This is a genomic window from Streptomyces sp. NL15-2K (genome assembly GCF_030551255.1).
Taxonomy (GTDB): Bacteria; Actinomycetota; Actinomycetes; order Streptomycetales; family Streptomycetaceae; genus Streptomyces.
Genome location: NZ_CP130630.1, coordinates 12,278,380 through 12,294,039, shown reverse-complemented (window position 1 = coordinate 12,294,039; position 15,660 = coordinate 12,278,380). Strand labels below are relative to the sequence as shown.

11 protein-coding genes and 3 pseudogenes are annotated in these 15,660 nt (G+C 68.5%); 5 read left to right on the top strand and 9 right to left on the bottom strand.

What is annotated here, in order from left to right; translation table 11 throughout:
* Positions 1–40: 40 nt before the first annotated feature.
* Positions 41–787, bottom strand: a complete 747-nt coding sequence (locus Q4V64_RS54050; RefSeq protein ID WP_253267416.1) for a hypothetical protein — start codon at positions 785–787, stop codon at positions 41–43.
* Between the two features lie 203 nt (positions 788–990).
* Between Q4V64_RS54050 and Q4V64_RS54045 the strand changes: the two genes are divergently transcribed.
* Positions 991–1,323 carry a hypothetical protein gene (locus tag Q4V64_RS54045; RefSeq protein WP_124444690.1) on the top strand — a complete coding sequence of 111 codons (333 nt, stop codon included), beginning with the start codon at positions 991–993 and terminating at the stop codon, positions 1,321–1,323.
* Between the two features lie 44 nt (positions 1,324–1,367).
* Here Q4V64_RS54045 and Q4V64_RS54040 read toward each other — a convergent pair whose 3' ends face one another.
* From Q4V64_RS54040 to Q4V64_RS54025, 4 genes are all read right to left on the bottom strand, one after another.
* The gene (locus Q4V64_RS54040; RefSeq protein ID WP_124444691.1) at positions 1,368–3,860 is read right to left on the bottom strand and encodes a site-specific integrase; all 2,493 of its coding nucleotides are present in this window, start codon (positions 3,858–3,860) and stop codon (positions 1,368–1,370) included.
* On the bottom strand, positions 3,857–4,732 hold the full coding sequence (locus Q4V64_RS54035; RefSeq protein ID WP_253267417.1) for a site-specific integrase: 876 nt from the start codon (positions 4,730–4,732) through the stop codon (positions 3,857–3,859). Before Q4V64_RS54035 ends, Q4V64_RS54040 begins: the two co-directional genes overlap by 4 nt.
* A 432-nt stretch (positions 4,733–5,164) precedes the next feature.
* On the bottom strand, positions 5,165–5,974 hold the full coding sequence (gene istA / locus Q4V64_RS54030; protein WP_253267418.1) for an IS21 family transposase: 810 nt from the start codon (positions 5,972–5,974) through the stop codon (positions 5,165–5,167).
* Between the two features lie 857 nt (positions 5,975–6,831).
* Positions 6,832–7,782, bottom strand: a complete 951-nt coding sequence (locus Q4V64_RS54025) for a helix-turn-helix domain-containing protein (RefSeq protein ID WP_124444693.1) — start codon at positions 7,780–7,782, stop codon at positions 6,832–6,834.
* A 71-nt stretch (positions 7,783–7,853) separates the two neighbouring features.
* Here Q4V64_RS54025 and Q4V64_RS54020 point away from each other — a divergent pair, with 71 nt between their 5' ends.
* Positions 7,854–8,186: a cupin domain-containing protein gene (locus Q4V64_RS54020; RefSeq protein ID WP_253267419.1), complete on the top strand. Its 333-nt coding sequence runs from the start codon at positions 7,854–7,856 to the stop codon at positions 8,184–8,186.
* Positions 8,187–8,275: 89 nt separating this feature from the next.
* On the opposite strand, the gene Q4V64_RS54015 is transcribed toward Q4V64_RS54020, so the two are convergent.
* From Q4V64_RS54015 to Q4V64_RS54000, 4 genes are all read right to left on the bottom strand, one after another.
* Positions 8,276–8,731: a hypothetical protein gene (locus Q4V64_RS54015; RefSeq protein ID WP_303715365.1), complete on the bottom strand. Its 456-nt coding sequence runs from the start codon at positions 8,729–8,731 to the stop codon at positions 8,276–8,278.
* A 109-nt stretch (positions 8,732–8,840) separates the two neighbouring features.
* Positions 8,841–10,418 (bottom strand): IS1182 family transposase, encoded by a 1,578-nt coding sequence (locus tag Q4V64_RS54010; protein WP_303708624.1) that lies wholly within the window; start codon positions 10,416–10,418, stop codon positions 8,841–8,843.
* Between the two features lie 127 nt (positions 10,419–10,545).
* Positions 10,546–12,123: an IS1182 family transposase gene (locus Q4V64_RS54005; RefSeq protein WP_303708624.1), complete on the bottom strand. Its 1,578-nt coding sequence runs from the start codon at positions 12,121–12,123 to the stop codon at positions 10,546–10,548.
* Positions 12,124–12,307: 184 nt separating this feature from the next.
* Complete coding sequence (locus tag Q4V64_RS54000; RefSeq protein ID WP_124445576.1) at positions 12,308–12,697, bottom strand: hypothetical protein; 390 nt, start codon at positions 12,695–12,697, stop codon at positions 12,308–12,310.
* Positions 12,698–12,767: 70 nt separating this feature from the next.
* Here Q4V64_RS54000 and Q4V64_RS55960 point away from each other — a divergent pair.
* From Q4V64_RS55960 to Q4V64_RS53990, 3 pseudogenes are all read left to right on the top strand, one after another.
* A pseudogene (locus tag Q4V64_RS55960) lies at positions 12,768–12,932 on the top strand (IS982 family transposase); the annotation flags it as partial.
* 404 nt (positions 12,933–13,336) lie between these two features.
* Positions 13,337–13,732 (top strand): annotated as a pseudogene (locus Q4V64_RS53995) (PLP-dependent aminotransferase family protein); the annotation flags it as partial.
* Positions 13,733–14,229: 497 nt separating this feature from the next.
* Positions 14,230–15,579: pseudogene (locus tag Q4V64_RS53990) on the top strand (GDSL-type esterase/lipase family protein); the annotation flags it as partial.
* Between the last annotated feature and the right edge of the window lie 81 nt (positions 15,580–15,660).

Sequence of the window (15,660 nt, the reverse complement as noted above, 5' to 3'; positions counted from 1 at the left end):
GGTCGCTGCCGCTGGTGCGGCGGCGTCGGAGCAGTTGGTCTTAGGGGGTCACCGACGGCAGCGGCCTGGTGTCCGGCGGGAGGTGAGCGAGCCGCCACTCGTGCAGTGACGTGACAGTGGCCGGCGTCTGCCCGGGAACCGTCGGGATGGATGCGCCGATGGTTGGCTCGTCCTCTGTCTGGGCGGCCTTGCGGGCCTCCAGGGCGACCGCGTCGGCGGTCAGGGCGCCGGCCCGCAGTGCGGTGGCCAGGCCAGCGACCACGTGCTCGTGGGCGAGGTGGCGGTTCAGCAGCAGGACCTCGATCAACGCCCGGGTGCCGTCCCGCTCGCCGTGAACCTTGCGGGCCTGGGCCCACCAGGCGTCGTGGACCGGGGTGAATTTGCCTGCGGATCGGGCCTGTTCCAGGGCCGTGGCGCCGGGGAAGGCGCCGGGCTTGCGGATGAGGGCTTCGAGGTAGTGGTCCAGGTCCAGGCGGCAGCTGCCCTTCGCGATCAGCCTCTCATGGCGGGCCACCTCGATGTTTCTGTCGTAAACGACCAGGTGCGAGGCGTGCAGGACAACTCGCACCCGCTTGCCGATGAGGCGGGTCGGGACCGAGTAGCGGTTGGTGCGGACGGCGATCTGGCTGTAGCGGTCGACGCGTGGCGTGAACAGCCGGCCCGTCTCGAACGGTTCCTGCGGAAGCGGCATCAGCAGTGGCTGCTCGATGGCGAAGTACTCGTCGACGGTCCGCGGCCGTGAACCGATCCTGCGGTGCCCGTCGTGCAGGTCCCACTGGTCGACCATCTCGTTCAGCTCGGCGAGGGAGTCGACTTCCGGAACCTTCTCTGAACTTGCGCGAGGGGGCCAAGGGGGTCATGTCGCCCGCCCGCAGGGCCAGTTGACCCATGATCAACACGGTTTATCGGTTGATAAAAATCATCGAAGTGCCCTAGAGTCATCTCATCGGCCGAACAACATGGTCGAACAACTCAACAGTTGGGGGTTCGATGCTGGCAGTGGACGTGCGGCAGTCCTTGAAGAACGGCGACACCGTCGAGGTTGGCGCATCGCGCTGGTGGAAGTTCTCGGCGGACACCATCAACCAGCACGGCGATTACCTGTTGGCCTTCGTCGACGGCCAAGTGTGCGTCGGCGCCTTCGAGATCGTTGGATCGGAACCCGATGAGGCCGAAGGCGGGAAGTACGTCTTCGATCTTCGCCCGGCATCGCGGTTCCAGTGGGCGCTGGGGAAGAAACTTCCGCTGCCGCCCGGCCGGAACCCGGTGCGCATCCTGAGCGGCCAGGCCCTGCGCGAGTTCCTGGACTCCGACCCGCGGTAAGCGATCAGAGGGCGGCTGCCGAAGGCAGCCGCCCCCTTCGCTGCTCAACCTTCCTGCTCGGAGTTCACCGTGCGCATGACGATGCGCCCGAAGCTCGGCATGCCGAGCTCGACAGCGGTCGCGCGTCGGGCGATGTGGTTGTCGAGCTGGGCAAGTTTGGCGTTCGCCGCGGACAAACTGACCTTGAGCCCCTCGGCCTCACCGCGCCAGCCTTCGCGCTCGGCCTCGGCGATGCGGGCGATCAGGTTGTCTCGGATGTCGATGAGACGGGGCCTTTGGGCTGGATCAGCCCGTAGGAGCGGGCAGCGGATGCAGCTGTGCTCATGAATGCAACTGGTGCCGTAGGCTCGGCCGCAGTCACCGAGAGCGACTTTGCGGTGTTCGAAGTGGCCGAGGAACTCCTCCCACTCCTCCTCGGTGGGGCTGCGGTATTCCTCGCTGGGCCGCAGGTCCCGGCGGCGGGCGATGAACGCCCGGTGTCCGTTGATGACTTCCTCGGGATAGACCGCCTTGTATCCCATGGTCGTGTTGATGTCGCGATGTCCGAGGATCAGCTGGGCGATGTGGGGCGGCATGCCGTTCATGACGGCGTCGGTCGTGAAGATCCTCCGGAAGTCGTGCGGAGCGAAGTGCAGCGGCTGGCCGGTCGCGTCGGTGAATCCGGTGGCGGCGAGCGCGTCCTGGAGGAGGGTGCGGATGCCGTCGATGGGGATCGGCCGGTCCTCGAGTCCGATCTTGCGCTGGAACAGCAGCGGCATGGGCGGGTTCCAGACCTTCTCGTGGTGGTCGTAGGCGATCACGAGCGGGACGCCGCCATCGTCGGCGCGGACGCGGCAGATGATCGCCGAGAGCACGTCGGCGAGTTCCGGGGAGACGACCAGGAGCCGTTCTTCGTCGGTCTTGGACGGGGCGATCTGCAGCAGCGGGACGAGCTCGCCCGTGCTCGGCAGCCGGTATTGGACCAGGCTGTGGTGCGAGATCTCGCTCAGTTCCTCGATCCGGATGCCGGTCATCCGCAGGACCTCGACCGCGGCCCAGCCCCAGAAGGAGTTGCTCTCCTCCCTCGCCAGGTTCCGGCGCCGGCCGGTTGCGGGTTCTTCGGCCCAAAGGTGAGGCGAATGCCGCTTGAGGATCGCGCGCCGCAGCGTCTGTCCGCCGGCGGTGAACAGCTCGCCGGGGCGGACGTGTTCGGCGGCAGCCAGGCGAGCCGCCGCGGCTCTGCGGTTCCGGTCAACCGCTTCGAGCAGGGCCGGGAGGACAGGAAGTCGCTCGCGGGTGCGCTGGTCCATGCGGGCCTTCTGCCGCGACTTCATTTTGCGGTGCTGGACGTCGTAGGCGCGGACCGGGCAGGGGACAGCCCACGGGCCCCAGCGGGCGGGTTCGTCGAGGGCCCACTGCGCTAGGTCCAGGTAGAAGGCGCGAACGGTCATCAGCGTGTCGGAGGCGGTGGCCCGTTCCACCGTGGATTCCACGACCTGGCCGTGCTCGTTGGTGCTGCGGACGATCCGGGTCTGCAGACGTCGCTTCCAGGCTGCGGCGACGTCCGGTGCGAGCCGGAGCCAGTCCATTCCGGGGTGGTGTTTCTCCAGGTCCTTCCAGAACCACAGGGCCAGCGCGGTCGCCAGGCCAGTCAACGTGTTGTGGTCGACGCCGGGCTGACGTTCTCTCAGGTAGTCGACCAGCAGGTCGCGGACGGGGCGGCAGGCCAGGTCGTAGCGGTCGACGAGTTGCTCGGTGGTGAGCTGGCCGGGGAAGCGTGTGCTGAACATGCGGACCGAAGGCGGTGCGTCAGCAGGGAAGGCGCCGAGAGAGTGCAGCAGCTGATAGCAGAACGGGCTGTGCCGGGCGGACTTGCCCGGTCCCGGGAAGACCTCCTTACTGGTCTTGAACAGTTCCAGGCAGTCGCCGGGGGTGAGGTCGGCGACCATGCCGCCCTTCGCCGCCATGATGAGCGCGATCTTCTCGATCGCGGGCAGCACCGTGGAGTCGCCGACCGTGCTCGCGGTCCGCAGGGCCCGGAGCTTGGCGATGGCCTCGCCGTCGCGGACGCGCTCCATCTCGTTCGCGATCCGCAGGGGCGAGTTGGTGGCTATCAACCAGCCCAGATTCGGCCGCAGGACGTCGCCGCCGATCAGCTGGACCAGGCCCATGCCAAGGATTTTGAAGATCCGTTCCCCGCGCGGGCCGAGGTTGTCGACGCTCTTCAGGTCGTCGATGAGGCGGGTCCGCCAGTCCACGCGCCCGTCGACACCGACGCCGCTGGCGTCCCACCGCTCCTGCCACGTGTTGCCGGGCTGCATCTCCAGCCAGTCGAGCACCTTGAGCAGGGTCAGCTTCCGGTTGCAGCGTGTCTTGGAGTCGTGCCCCAGGAATGGCGGCGTGAGCATGCGGGTCACCACGGCGGCTCGGGAGGCTCGGGTCGCGGGCCAGCTCTTTGGGTTGGCCCGGGGCGGGAACTTCTTCCAAAGGGCCTCGGCCTCCGCGCTGAGCTGCCAGGGCCGAGCGGCCACTGCTTCGCTGATGACGCTGGTGGTCACGGCCGCCCCCGGCCGAACAGCACGTCCAGGCTCTCCGGGCGGTAGTGCAGCAACGGCGCAGATGGCTCTGTCTGCCTCTCCGCCTGACGGCGGTGATGGGCCAGGACTCCTTCGATGACGTCCTCGGCGGTGGGCGTGACATACCGTTGAGTCGTGGACAAACGGGCATGTCCGAGGACCCATTGGACGTCCGTGATCGGCATGAGCGGGTCGCGGGCCAGCCGGTAGGCCGCAGTGTGCCGAAGGTCGTGCAGCGACCAGTTCGACCCGAGCGCGGTGTTCGCGCGGACGAACATCGCCCGCGCGGCATGGTAGTTGAGCGCGCGAAACGGCCGTCGCAGCGTCCACCACAGCGGGACATCCGGGCCAGTGGGCACCAGCCCGTGCATCCGCTGCTGGTAGAGCCGCAGCCAGACGAACGCGTCCGGCGAGGCCGGCAGCTGCTGCATCGCGCGCGACCCTTTGCGCACCACCGTGACCAGCTGCCGCCCCGGATCCGTGCCCGCGGACACAACGCCGAGCAGTTCCGAGGCTCTGGCCCCGGTCGAGATCCAGAAGGCGACCAGGGCCCGGTCCCGATCCGAGGACAGTCTCGCGAACAACTCGTTGAAGACCTCATCGGGGATCTGCCGGGGGATCCGCTGGGGCTGCCCCGGCCGGAACAGCCCCGATCGCTGCGGGCGCCACGGCTCCATCGGGTTGTGGTGCGCGTTCACCCGAGGAGCCCTGGCCAGCGGAAACGGGTTCACCAGCGGGCCGGTCCCGGCCTCCAAATGGTGGGCGTAGAAGCTGCGGAGCACCGTCTCGCTGTGCGCGACCGTCGAGGAGGCGTAGGTCGTCCCGATCGGCCGTTTCCCGGTGATCGGATTCACGGCACGGTCTGTACGCGGTTGTGCACGTTGGCCTGTACGTCGGCGTCGGGGAGGCTTGGCGGTGATCTGGATCCACCGCGAGAAGTCGCGGGCCTCGATCCTGGTCGCCTCGTTCCAGGGCATTTCGATCGCCCACAAGAAGCGGAACCACCTCAGCAGGTCCATGCCATAGGAGCGTTGCGTTGTCGCGGGCCGCCCCGCCGCCTGCAACTCGTGCAGATACGCGGTCACCGCACCCACCGGGAACCCCGCTGGATCAACCAGCCGATACGGCTCCCATAGATCGTCGGCCTCCACGAGCGAGCCCACCCGAGGAACCACCAACGAGCCCAAGTCCCTTGGAACATCCTCACCTTCAGCCATGGCAGGGGACGGTAACCACCCCGCTTCCCGCCTGTCCGAAGAACAAGGAGACAAGGTTCGGTAGTTCAGTCAACACGCCGGGGTGAAGTGGTTGCGGCGGAAGTAGCCGATCATTCCTTCGACGCCGCCCTTCTCGTGGGCGCCTTCAATGCCCGGGCGGCAGTAGAAGCTCTCGATGTTGAAGTGCGAGCGGAAGGCGATCCACCGGTCTGTCTCCACCCGGGCCCTGTTCAGCCCCAGTACCTGGGCGACGGCCGACTTCAGGTTGTCGTAGCGGATCTTGCTTCGCGGGACACCGCCCAGCGTGCGAAGCGCATGTACGTGTCCTTCGAAGAAGGCTTCCTGGCCGCAGGAGGCGAAGACACGGTGGACGGCCTTGCCCGAGTAGGACAGGCGGAGCGAGAACAGGTAGCAGGTCACCAGCTCGCCGGCCAGGCGCACGGTCACGTCGCCGAAGTCGACCTCCGCCTCGTGGCCGGGCAGGTGGGTCTGCGGCACAAAAGCTTCAACGGGGGCTTTGCCCGAGGCCGCGAGGATCTCCGGCTTTCGGTCGGAGACGTAGCGTCGGACCATCTGGTAGGACACGTCGGCGCCGTGCTCCTCGATGAGCCGGTGGAAGATCCGCGTGATCGTATGCCGCTGCTTGCGCGGCGCGTCGAGGTCCGTCCGCAGCATCTCGTCGATCACCGGCTTGTACGGATCCAGCGCAGTCGGCCGCGGCGGCAGCTTCTTCCGCGGCTCCGGCCAGACGGAGTCCACGGCCTTCTTGACCGTCCTCCACGAGACGTTGCACTTCCGCTCAAGCTCGCGCATCTTCATGCCAGCACGGTGATCACGCCGGATCGCCGCGTACAGCTCGACCTTGGACATCTGCGGCATGACCAGGACCTTTCACCAGGAGCACCCCGATGCTGCCCTGGCAAGTACCCCAGTGCTGTCAAAACTCGTGAACATCACCCGACCGTGGATCTGGGTGCCTCCCAAACCCGTGAACAACTGACGTCACTACTCGTGAATAAAGCCACCGTGGGTATCGGCGCTCATGTCCCTGCCCGATGCACACGTGCGCGAGGTCACCAAGCGGGCCGTCACCGCAGTCCGCGACACCGCGGTACCGCGCAGTGAGGCTGCCCGCACTGGACGCAGCATCATGGGGGAACTGCCCGGCTTCCGTACCGGCGACGCCCTCGCCTCAGCCGCCCTGACAGCAGCGGCACCCACGCGGATGGCGTCTACGACCGCCGTGTCCAACACGCCCTGGACACCCTGGGTCTCACCCTCACCCGCACACCGGGACGCTACGGCCGCTACATGCAACTCCTCGACGACCTCCTCCAACACAGCCGAGCACCCGCCGACGGCTGGACCGCACGCGACATCGACACCGCCCTGTACTGGACCGGCAAAAACCCCTAACCCACCGACCACTGAGCCAGGAGCTACCAGCCCCCCGCCCCGCCCGAACGCTCCCTACAACGCTCCTACACCACAGACACCAGGCCAGGCCTATGACCAGGCACAACACGCCTGACCAGCCAAAACACACCCCGGACCATTAGACGCAGAAGCTACCCACAACGCCCCGGAAATTCCCACTACAACCCGCACAACCCCAGCTCAGCCCCACCCCACCACCGCCAAAGCCCATTCTCAACCAACACCCAACCCCACAGCTCACACCCCACCCAGCACACCAACTACCCACCCCCGGATCGACAACAGGCAGCCGGTGAGTGCTATCGGGGGTGGGTCCTGAACGCTCTGCGGTAAGCACCTGGTGTCGTGCCCAGGGCGCGAAGGAAGCGCCTGCGGAGGTTGGTGGCCGAGGAGAGGCCGACGCGGCGGGCGACGGCGTCCAAGGGGAGGTCGGAGCTTTCCAACAACTCCCGTGCCGCGGCTATCCGCTGGGCCAGCAGCCAATGCCCAGGGCCGACGCCGAGCTGGTCGGTGAACCGGCGGGCGAGCGTGCGGGAGGAGACGCCGGCCTGCGCGGCCAGATCCTCGACCGTGAGCGGTTCGCCGAGTCGCCCAGTCATCCACTCCAGCAATGGCGCAAGCGAACCATCGATCTGGGCGGGGTGTGGCGGCGCCGCGTACTGTAGCTGCCCGCCCTCGCGGTGGGGCGGCATGACCATGCTCCGAGCGACATGCGCGGCGTATCCGGCGCCCTGGTCCGTGCGTACCAGGTGGAGGCACAGGTCGATGCCGGCTCCGGCGCCTGCGCTGGTGGCCACGTCTCCGTGATCCACGTAGAGCACGTCCCGGTCGATGTGGACGGCTGGGAAGCATGCGGCCAGTTCGTCCGCTCGGGCCCAGTGGGTGGTCGCCCGTCGCCCGTCCAGCAGACCGGCGTGCGCCAGCGCGAAGGCGCCGGTACAGATGCTGACCAGCCGCGCTCCGCGGTCGTGTGCGCGCCGCAGGGACCGGGTGATTGCAGGTGAGGGTGGCTCCTCGGTGGGCAACCACCCAGGGACGATCACGGTGTCTGCCCGGTCGAGAACGTCGAGTCCGTCGGTCACGAGCATGGCGTACCCGGCGCGCGTCGCGACGGGTCCGGGGTGCTCAGTGCACACGCTGAACGCGTATCGCGTCGGAAGTCCTCGCCTCTCAATCCCGAACACCTCTGCCGCGCAGCTGAGTTCGAAGGTCGACTGCGGTGAGCGGACGAGTGCGGCTACTCGATGCATGGCAGGAAAGTACCTCAGGATGTCGTCCCTGACACTCGGCCGGGGGTACACCGGTCGGAGAGGCTGGCTCCATGACGACAGACCAGAACATGCCCGGCTATGAGTGGTCCACCGTGCAGGACGCCCCGGTTCGCGAGCTCTTCCCGGGTATCCGCTTGCGCCCGCTGTGGCTCGGAGGTAACGGCGCGAAAGCCCATGTCCTCGAGATGGACCCGAACACGTGCTGGCAGGGAATCGACGTTCACGAACCGGGGCCCGAGGAGGTCTTCGTGGTCTCCGGCGTCTTTAACGACGGTGACCGGGACTATCCCGCTGGCTCCTTTATCCATGCCCCCGCAGGTTCGTCGCACATCCCGCAGACGATGACGGGTTGCACGCTGTTCGTCTTCTACCCCGAAGGCTAGATCGCCCACTGAGGGTTACGGAGAGTGGCTTCACAGCCGGCCGTTGGCGGGGAATCTGCACTGGCGGGCTGTCAATCGGTTGAGGCTGTTCATGCCGCGAGGGTCTCGGGGCGTTCGACGAGGTGGCCGCGTTCGCAGCGGGCTCCGGCGCGGACCAGGGCGACGAGGCGGGCGTCATCAGGATCGCCTGCGCCTCGTGGGCGGCGCCGTGCTGGACGACGTGGAAGCGGCCCCGCTGGTGGTGGCGCGGCTTGGGGGCGGGACCGGCTATCGTTCGGGGCCAGGCGCCGCCAGGTGTCGGCCGTGAACCGCGCCAGGATGACCGTGGCGAACTCGTGGGCCGCCCCTGCGAGGACGGCAGCCTGAGGCCGTCCGTCGAAGATGACGTGGACGCGGGCCGCCCGTCCCAGCCAGAGGGCTTCCTCGAGCGCGGTGATAGCCGGGGACGTCTTCGGGTCGTCCTTCTGCCGGAACGTCTCCCAGCAGCGGGCGAGCTGGCGCAGCGTGGTGTTGGCCTCGTCGACCGCGACGATCAGGCGCGGCACGTCGTCCAGGTCGCCGTCGAGGTTGAGGCGGCGCTCCAGTTCGGCGGCTAGAAGATCACTGAAAATCTTGTTGAGGGCTGTCCGGCCGTGGGCCGGGCGGCCCTTTTCGCTATGTGGTGGCCGGGGTGAGGTGCCAGGTGGTGCCGGTCCGGGTGAGTCCGAGGTTGATCAGTCGGCGGAGGTTGAGGGCGGCGGCGCGGTGGTGCAGCCAGAGGTTGTTGGCGATGACGCCGCGGTGCGGGACGCGTCGGTTGCCCTTGGCGACCAGCCAGGCGATGGCGCGTTCGACCGGGGGCCGCCATCTGCGGTATTCGGCCTGCCAGGCCGGGTCGGCGGCGTCTCGGCGGGCGGCGGTCAGCAGTTCATGCTGGGGGTGGATGTTGAGGGTGCGTCCGGTCTTGGATGTGGTGCAGCGCTCGCGCAGGGGGCAGCCGACGCAGAGGCGTTTGAACTGGGCGGTGCGGGCCCCGTCGGCTTTGATCTGGCCGAGGTTGGCGGTTCGTCCGGCTGGGCAGGTCGCGGTGCCGGCGGCTGGGTCGATGCGGAAGTCGTCGATGGTGAAGCCGTCGGGGATCACCTGCCGCAGCGGCGGTGGCTTGATGACCAGGGTGTGGCCCGCGGCCTGCAACTGTTCGCGCAGCTCGCCGGTGCCGTAGGCGGAGTCGCCGAGCACGGTTAACTCGCCGTCCTCCCCGTCCAGCAGATCACGGGCAACGGCCGCTTCGTGGTTGCCGGGACCATAGCCGCCGGTGACAGCGACGGCGGTGAACAGCCCGCTCTCCGGCTCGAAGGAGACGTGTCCTTTGAATCCGTCCTGGTGGCGGGTGCGGTTTTTGTGGATGTGCCGGGCGTCGGGATCGACGGTGGACACCGTCCGGTCGGGCGCGGTGCGCCGGGCGATGCGCCAGCGGCCATCGCGTCCGTCGGAGTCCTCGGCCGGTTCCACATCCTGCCCGGCGACCAGGGCCAGCAGGCCCATCGCGTTCGCGGCCTTCTCGCCCAGCTCACGATCGGGCAGGCGCCCGAGCAGGTTGAGGGCGTCGGTGACCAGCGCATCCACCAGCGCAGCGCGCGCCTGCTCGTCGTTCCAGGCGATCTTCGGTTTGCCCGGGTCGGTGTAGTCGTGCGCGCGGCAGTGCTCCGCGGCGGCCTCCTGGGCTCCAGGGACATCACGGATCACCCGGCGGATCGCGGAGACGATCTGGGTGACGGTGTCCTGGGTGGCCACCGCGTCATCGAGGACGGTGGAGTCCACAGCACGCCGCTGCTTGCCCTTGAGCACCCCGGTCGCGGCCACGACCTCCTTGACCTTGGTGAAAATCCGCATCGGCTCGGCCGAGTGGCGCAGCCGGCGCCTGAAGTACGTCAGCAGCGACGGATCGAACGCCATGTCGTACAAGCCCAGCCCACAGGCCGCTTTCCACCGCAGATCACACCGCAGTTCCTGGACCGTCTCGAAGTCCGACAGCCCCTGCAGGCTCTGCAGCACCACGGTGGCGGCCAGGACCTGCGGCGGCAGACTCGGACGGCCGTTGGACGACGGGTACATGTCCGCGAACATCGACGGCGGGAACAGTGCCTCCCGGTGCTCGGCCAGAAACGCAAATACGCTCCCGGCCGGGATCAACTCCCGGCAGGTCTCCCACACATCCGGCCCGACCATCTCCCCGGCCCATTCCCCCTGCATGCCTACAAGACTGACCCCGGCCCTACCGGGCCGGGGCCAGAACCCGCAACATTTTCAGTGATCTTCTAGAAGATCACTGAAAATCTTGTTGAGGGCTGTCCGGCCGTGGGCCGGGCGGCCCTTTTCGCTATGTGGTGGCCGGGGTGAGGTGCCAGGTGGTGCCGGTCCGGGTGAGTCCGAGGTTGATCAGTCGGCGGAGGTTGAGGGCGGCGGCGCGGTGGTGCAGCCAGAGGTTGTTGGCGATGACGCCGCGGTGCGGGACGCGTCGGTTGCCCTTGGCGACCAGCCAGGCGATGGCGCGTTCGACCGGGGGCCGCCATCTGCGGTATTCGGCCTGCCAGGCCGGGTCGGCGGCGTCTCGGCGGGCGGCGGTCAGCAGTTCATGCTGGGGGTGGATGTTGAGGGTGCGTCCGGTCTTGGATGTGGTGCAGCGCTCGCGCAGGGGGCAGCCGACGCAGAGGCGTTTGAACTGGGCGGTGCGGGCCCCGTCGGCTTTGATCTGGCCGAGGTTGGCGGTTCGTCCGGCTGGGCAGGTCGCGGTGCCGGCGGCTGGGTCGATGCGGAAGTCGTCGATGGTGAAGCCGTCGGGGATCACCTGCCGCAGCGGCGGTGGCTTGATGACCAGGGTGTGGCCCGCGGCCTGCAACTGTTCGCGCAGCTCGCCGGTGCCGTAGGCGGAGTCGCCGAGCACGGTTAACTCGCCGTCCTCCCCGTCCAGCAGATCACGGGCAACGGCCGCTTCGTGGTTGCCGGGACCATAGCCGCCGGTGACAGCGACGGCGGTGAACAGCCCGCTCTCCGGCTCGAAGGAGACGTGTCCTTTGAATCCGTCCTGGTGGCGGGTGCGGTTTTTGTGGATGTGCCGGGCGTCGGGATCGACGGTGGACACCGTCCGGTCGGGCGCGGTGCGCCGGGCGATGCGCCAGCGGCCATCGCGTCCGTCGGAGTCCTCGGCCGGTTCCACATCCTGCCCGGCGACCAGGGCCAGCAGGCCCATCGCGTTCGCGGCCTTCTCGCCCAGCTCACGATCGGGCAGGCGCCCGAGCAGGTTGAGGGCGTCGGTGACCAGCGCATCCACCAGCGCAGCGCGCGCCTGCTCGTCGTTCCAGGCGATCTTCGGTTTGCCCGGGTCGGTGTAGTCGTGCGCGCGGCAGTGCTCCGCGGCGGCCTCCTGGGCTCCAGGGACATCACGGATCACCCGGCGGATCGCGGAGACGATCTGGGTGACGGTGTCCTGGGTGGCCACCGCGTCATCGAGGACGGTGGAGTCCACAGCACGCCGCTGCTTGCCCTTGAGCACCCCGGTCGCGGCCACGACCTCCTTGACCTTGGTGAAAATCCGCATCGGCTCGGCCGAGTGGCGCAGCCGGCGCCTGAAGTACGTCAGCAGCGACGGATCGAACGCCATGTCGTACAAGCCCAGCCCACAGGCCGCTTTCCACCGCAGATCACACCGCAGTTCCTGGACCGTCTCGAAGTCCGACAGCCCCTGCAGGCTCTGCAGCACCACGGTGGCGGCCAGGACCTGCGGCGGCAGACTCGGACGGCCGTTGGACGACGGGTACATGTCCGCGAACATCGACGGCGGGAACAGTGCCTCCCGGTGCTCGGCCAGAAACGCAAATACGCTCCCGGCCGGGATCAACTCCCGGCAGGTCTCCCACACATCCGGCCCGACCATCTCCCCGGCCCATTCCCCCTGCATGCCTACAAGACTGACCCCGGCCCTACCGGGCCGGGGCCAGAACCCGCAACATTTTCAGTGATCTTCTAGATGATCAATTCCAAGGGATGGCTGCGGAGGGTGTGGGGTGGGCGGCGGCCGAAGCCACCGCGAGACGGTCAGGCGGCGGGCTGCCGGCCGTGGTTGTCGAGGTGGCAGCGGGCGGTCAGGCGTCAGGGTCGACTTCGGGGTGCGTGAACCGCACGGGCTTGCCCAGCGACCGGGCGTAGGCGATTTCGGCTCGGGTGCTGTCTCCGATGTAGTCGCCGACTACGAGCACCTCATCAGCGAGCCGGATCTTCGCCCGGTGCAGATCGTCGAGTCGAACTTTCAGCGCCTCGGCCTCGGCAGGATCGGACCAAAGTTCGTGCGGCGGCTTCATGTCACAGCCCGGTTTGACGACAATCTTTCCGGCTTTGGTCTCCCGCAGATCGGCCCCGGTCATCTCGGTCATGAAGCGGGTGGAGCCGCAGATCACGACGATACGCGGGAGGCTCAACAGCTTCTTGGCGTCGGCGAGCTTCTCCTCGGGGGTGAGCAGTTGCGGGTATGACACCGGTTCCTCCTGGTGGTGTGGTCCAAGGGGTGCCTGCGGAGACGAGAACGAGGGTGTCCAAGATCGTTTTGTGACGAACGACGTGGACACCCTCGCGACAGCGCTCTGTGCGACGACCGACGACATGCTGAAGGAGCATCCCGACCTGGCGCCGTGGCACCCGCCGGTCGGCATTGCGCCCCGCCTGAGCGATGCCGAACTGGTCACCCTCGCCACGATGCAGGCCATACAGGGTCCCCAGGGCCCACGTAGAGCGGCTTGCGGACGGGACAGAGGTCGGGTGTTCACGAGTGGGGTTGACGTGACCGTTGCAGTCGCTCGAAGATCGTTCCCCGTGCATGGAGTGATCGTTCCCCGCCGATGGATCAAGCAGGACGGCGCGAGGCCGGCGGTCGCATGGGAAACTCGGGCTCGCCCGCTTGGGAATCGAGTGTCTGAGGACATCGTGCACCGCGTCGAACCCCAGGTCCCTCTCATCGCCAGGCCTCAGGCGGAGATGGCCTGTTCGAGCACGTGCCGCAGCTCAGCGTTCGGGTCGGCGGCGAGGCCGGTGACCAGGCGTTCGCCGAGGACCTGTGCGTACCAGCCGCCGCGGGGCTGGTCGTCGGAGACGGTGGAGACGCCGTCCAGGACGATGACCGATCCGGGGGGTGGAGTGCGGGGCGGTTCGCGCTGGAGGCGGGGGTGCGGTGGATCGGGGACGGGACCGTGGCGCGGCTGGTGGGTGCCAAGCGGGCGGAGGCGGTACGCCGGCAGCGGATCGTCCGGGAGCACCTGAGGGACTTCGCCGTACGGTGCGATCCGCACGCCTTCTTCGCCTGGTGGGAGTTGCCCGCCCCGTGGCGTGCGGACACCTTCACCGCGGCCGCCGCCGCGCACGGCATCGCCGTCACGCCCGGGCCCGCCTTCGCCGTCGGCCCCGGCCGCACGCCCGACGCCGTCAGGCTCGGCCTCGCGTCGGCCGCGGAGCCCCATCTGCGGTGGGCGCTGCGGACGCTCGCCGACGTCGCCGGAAGACGCCGTACCGGCCGGTGAGCCGGGCGGCGAGCGCAACGGTCAGCCCCAGCTCGAGCAGCAGCCAGGACACCGTGCGCAGGGCGGCCGTGGCACCGTGCGCAGGGAGGCCGTGGCACCGTGCGCCAGGGAGGCCGTGAGGCGCTGAACACGAGTCGGGGCGCAACCATCATCCGGCCCCAGGCATCCCTAATAAACGGAATCCGACGCCCCACAGTTCACACCGAGCACCGGCGGCAGTGGCGGAAACCGGCACCTTTCCATCGGAAACCGGCCCCTACCAGAGGAGCTTGTCCTGGCACGGTCAGCACAGTCGTTACCCGGCGCGTCGGCGAGGGGGGGTGAGCGCGTGGGCCCAGCCGTCCGGGAGACGGCTGGGCGGACAACGACAGCGGCGATTATGGGCGACCACCGTGGTCCTCGCCCTGCTCTCGACGGTTCTGGCGGTCGTACTGCCCGCCCAGACGGCCGCGGCCGTGAACTACCCGCTGGCCTCCACACCGTTGATCACCTGGAACATGCAGGGCGCCAACGAAGCCGGGCCGGACACCAACAAATGGCAGAACCACGTCCGGAGCTACGCCCGGCAGGCCCCGGTCGTGATGCTCCAGGAGGCCGGAGCGACGCCGGCCAGGACGAGCAACCGGCAAACCGACCTGACCCGGACCACGGTGGGCCGCGACGGCCACATCCGCACCCGCACGATCCAGCACTACCACTGGAACCTCGACACCTCCGACCACCCGACCCTGCGCAACGTCTTCTTCGCGCTCACCCAGAACGAGGAGGGCGGCCGGGTCAACCTGGCGATCGTGGTCGAGGGGGATCCGGATGAGGTGAACGTGGTGCAGAACCCGGTGGAGGCAGGCCGTATCGCGCTGGGTGTGCGTTTCGGCGCCAACTGGTACTTCACCGTGCACGGGCTGTCCGGAGGCGGCGGGGACTCCGCCGTGCTGCTGAACACCATCGACGAACAGGTGGACCACTGGGCGACCGACCGGCAGGTGCAGTACAACTGGACGGTCGGCGGTGACTTCAACGTCGATCCCAACGCCCTCGCCCGTCGTGACGCCTTCCCGATCGGCGCCCGGACGATCCACACCCCCGCCAACGTGGCCACCCACAACAGCCGCAACCGGCTCGACTACTTCGTCACCGACGTCCTCCACACCGACCCGCGCGACGCCTACGTCGTCGGGACGCCCCCCTCGGACCACCGAGTGGTCGGGGCCGGCAGGCTGCGCGGCTCGGCCGAGCGGCCGCCCTCCAAGATCAACCTGATGCCCATCGGTGACGACCTCACCCAGGGCATCGGCAGCAGCGACGAATCCGGCGCCCGCGACGAGATCCAGGTGGAGATCGGGAAGATGACCTGGGGCGGGCTGTTCGGCAGCCTCGACTCCTCGCTCGTGCGGCCGGGACTCGACAGCCGTGACCTGGTGGGCAGCCGGAGCCACGGCCGGGGAATCCCGGACACCCACCACGAGGGCTGGCCCGGCCACACCATCGACCGGATCAACCAGCGGGTGCAGTTCCCGCCGTCCCGGCCCAACGTGGTCACGCTGCTGGCCGGGACGAACGACATGGTCAACAACGACAACGCGGCCACCGCCCCGGACCGGCTGAACAAACTGATCGACCGGATCTTCGCCGAAGCCCCGGACGTCGCCATCGTGGTGGGCACGCTGCCGCCGTCCACCGACCCGGCCGTCCAGCCCCGTATCGACGCCTACAACAACGCCGTGCGCCAGTTGGTCGACGACCGGACCGCCAGGGGCGACCACCTGGTCCTGGTCGAGCTGACCGCGGTGACCACGGAGGACCTGGTGGACTCGGTCCACCCCGGCGACGCGGGCTACCACAAGATCGCCGAGGCCTTCGTGGCCGGGATCCGCATGGCGGTGGTGGACGGCTGGGTCAAGGAGCCCTCCGGCAGCCCGAACCCCCCG

Excerpts from the sequence above, each read along its gene's own strand:
- Q4V64_RS54025 (WP_124444693.1), bottom strand. The coding sequence starts at position 7,782 with ATGCATCGAGTAGCCGCACTCGTCCGCTCACCGCAGTCGACCTTCGAA.
- Q4V64_RS54020 (WP_253267419.1), top strand. The coding sequence starts at position 7,854 with ATGACGACAGACCAGAACATGCCCGGCTATGAGTGGTCCACCGTGCAG.
- Q4V64_RS54045 (WP_124444690.1), top strand. The coding sequence starts at position 991 with ATGCTGGCAGTGGACGTGCGGCAGTCCTTGAAGAACGGCGACACCGTC.
- Q4V64_RS54050 (WP_253267416.1), bottom strand. The coding sequence starts at position 787 with ATGGTCGACCAGTGGGACCTGCACGACGGGCACCGCAGGATCGGTTCA.
- Q4V64_RS54010 (WP_303708624.1), bottom strand. The coding sequence starts at position 10,418 with ATGCAGGGGGAATGGGCCGGGGAGATGGTCGGGCCGGATGTGTGGGAG.
- Q4V64_RS54005 (WP_303708624.1), bottom strand. The coding sequence starts at position 12,123 with ATGCAGGGGGAATGGGCCGGGGAGATGGTCGGGCCGGATGTGTGGGAG.
- istA (WP_253267418.1), bottom strand. The coding sequence starts at position 5,974 with ATGCCGCAGATGTCCAAGGTCGAGCTGTACGCGGCGATCCGGCGTGAT.